Here is a 2,586-nt window from a genome sequence, read left to right on the forward strand (position 1 = left end):
CTGGCGGTCGCCGGGCACGACCCGGCGCAACACCCCGAGCTGCCACTGCGGCGCGACGCGGTGCTGGCCTTCCTGCGCCAGGGCGGCACGCCGCTCGGCCGGCTGCCGGAGGCGGTGCTGGAGGGGGTGATGCGGGTGATGGCCGACAACAACCGCCTGGTGCGCGGCCACCGGCAGGAGCGCTTCGACGGCGCGCTGCTGCATCTGCGCGCCGGGCTGGACCATGCCGGCCGGCCGCTCACCCCGGCCCTGTGGGCGCCGCACGCGGCGCGGCTGGAGGTGGTGGAGCTGCCCGCCCGGCATGGCGAGATGGTCGGCCCGGCGGCGGTGGCGCGCATCGCGCCGCTGCTGCGCGCCCGCATGGCCGGCCACGCCGCGCCTTGCCAGGCGGCGGCGCTTCTGCAAGAAGAGAATGAGAATTGTTCGCAAATAGTATGATCCCTTCCCCCCTCCCCCCCGCCACAGCCTCGCGCCGGCGGCTGCTGGCCGGTCTCGCCCGGCTGCCGCTGATGGGGTTGCCGCTGGCCGCCCCGGCCCTGGCGCAGCCCGGCGCCGGCGCGCTGCGCATCGGCATGATCACCTCGCTCTCCGGCCCGTTCAGCGCGCTGGGCGAGAGCATGCGGGCCGGGATGCAGCTGCTGCTGGCGGAATCCGGCCACCGCCTGGGCGGCCGTCCGGTCGAGCTGCTGGTCGAGGATGACCAGGCCCGGCCGGAGGAAGGCGCCCGCAAGGCGCGCAAGCTGATCGGCCAGGACCGGGTGGCGCTGCTCTGCGGCGTCATCAGCTCCGGCGTGGCGCTGGCGCTGCGCGACGTGGTGACCGAGGCGCGCACCCCCACCTTCCTGCTCGGCTCGGCCAACGACCTCGCCCGCAAGGCGGCCAGCCCCTATGTGGTGCGGCCGACCAAGACCAACTGGATGCTCGGCCACAGCGCCGCGCTCTGGGCGCGGCAGGCGCTGGGGGGGGCGCGCGTGCTCACCGTCGCCGCCGACTACGCGGCGGGGCGCGAATATGTCGGCGATTTCGCCGCCACCTACCGGCAGCAGGGCGGCCGCCTCGGCCGGCAGCTCTGGACGCCGCTCGGCAGCGCCGATTACGGCCCGCTGCTGACCAGCATCGCCGCCGAGCGGCCGGAGGCCGTCTATGGCTTCTTCGCCGGCAGCGACGCGGTGCGCTTCCTGCGGCAGTGGCAGGAATACCGCCTGGCCGGGCGCCTGCCGCTGCTCGGCCCCGGCGCCTTCTTCGACCAGGAGGACGTGCTGCCGGCGGTGGGCGAGGCCGCGCTCGGCGCCCAGGGCAGTTTCCACCAATCGCCCACCGCGCCCGCCGCCGCCGCCTTCGGCCGCGCCTACCAAGCCAGCGGCCGGCCGCTGCCCGGCGAGTTCAGCACCACCGGCTATGTCTGCGGCCAGGTGATCCGCGCCCTGCTGGAGCGCACGGGCGGCAGCCTGGAGAACTGGGAGGCGGCGCGCGCCGCGCTGTTCGCCGCCCCCGTCGAGACCGCCTTCGGCGCCATGCCCTTCGACCCGCGCAACGGCCAGGCGATCCTCGACATCCACATCAGCGAGGTGCGGCGCGGCGCGGACGGGGCGGTGGTGAACACCCTGCTGCACACCTACCCGCAGCTGCGCGACCCCGGGCCGGACGCCTGAGCCGCCAGACCCGCGCGGAGGAGCCGCCCCGATGGGCTACGCCATCGTCCAGACCCTGAACGCCCTGTCCTTCTCGGCGCTGCTGCTGCTGACCGGCCTCGGCCTGTCGGTGGTGCTGAGCCTGATGAACTTCGTCAACCTGGCGCATGGCGGCTTCTACCTGCTCGGCAGCTACGTGGCGGTGCTCTGGCTCGGCAGCGGCGCGCCCTGGTGGCTGGCCTTCCCGGCCGCTTTCCTGGCCGCCGCCCTGGCCGGCGCGGCGCTGGAGCGCTTCCCGCTCCGCCGCTTCTACGCCCGGCCGCAGCTGATGCAGGTGCTGCTGACCTATGGCCTCTCCGTCATCCTGGCCGAGCTGATGCGCTGGGGCTTCGGCGCGCAGATCCTGGCGCCCGAGCTGCCCGCCGCGCTGCGCGGCGTCGTCTTCCTGTTCGACATGCCCTTCCCCGTCTACCGGCTGTTCCTGATCGGCATGGGCGGGGCGCTCGGCCTGCTGCTGTGGCTGCTGCTCGACCGCACGCTGTGGGGCGCGGTGCTGCGCGCGGCCGTGGCCGATCGCGGCATCGTCGAGACGCTGGGCATCGACACGCGCCGCCTCTTCGCCCTGGTGCTGGCGCTCTCGGCGGGTCTCGGCGGGCTCAGCGGCGCGCTGGGCGCGGGCATGCTGGCGGCCTATCCGGGGCTGGACGCGGAGGTGCTGCTGCTGGCGCTGATCACCGTGGTGGTGGGCGGGCTGGGCAGTTTCGGCGGCACGGTGGCGGGGGCGCTGGCGGTGGGCTTCGCGCTGACCTTCAGCAAGGTCTGGCTGCCCGAATTCGCCAATGCCGCCGCCTTCGCGGCCATGGCGGCCTTCCTGGTGCTGCGGCCGCAGGGGCTGATCGCCCCGCCGCTGCGGCGGCTGTGAGCGGCGTGCCGCTCCGCCGCGCGGCGCCCTGGG

3 protein-coding genes are annotated in these 2,586 nt (G+C 75.1%); all 3 read left to right on the plus strand.

Annotation, left to right across the window (positions count from 1 at the left end; translation table 11 throughout):
* A partial coding sequence (locus HMPREF0731_RS25500) for a hypothetical protein (RefSeq protein ID WP_007004638.1) occupies positions 1-438 on the plus strand: 438 nt, incomplete at its 5' end.
* Positions 435-1,652 carry an ABC transporter substrate-binding protein gene (locus HMPREF0731_RS13145; RefSeq protein ID WP_007004639.1) on the plus strand — a complete coding sequence of 406 codons (1,218 nt, stop codon included), beginning with the start codon at positions 435-437 and terminating at the stop codon, positions 1,650-1,652. The genes HMPREF0731_RS25500 and HMPREF0731_RS13145, both read left to right, overlap by 4 nt.
* Before the next feature lie 31 nt (positions 1,653-1,683).
* Positions 1,684-2,553, plus strand: a complete 870-nt coding sequence (locus HMPREF0731_RS13150; protein ID WP_007004640.1) for a branched-chain amino acid ABC transporter permease — start codon at positions 1,684-1,686, stop codon at positions 2,551-2,553.
* Positions 2,554-2,586 lie beyond the last annotated feature (33 nt).

Origin of the sequence: Pseudoroseomonas cervicalis ATCC 49957, assembly GCF_000164635.1 — a bacterium.
In the GTDB taxonomy this organism is placed as follows: Bacteria; Pseudomonadota; Alphaproteobacteria; order Acetobacterales; family Acetobacteraceae; genus Pseudoroseomonas; species Pseudoroseomonas cervicalis.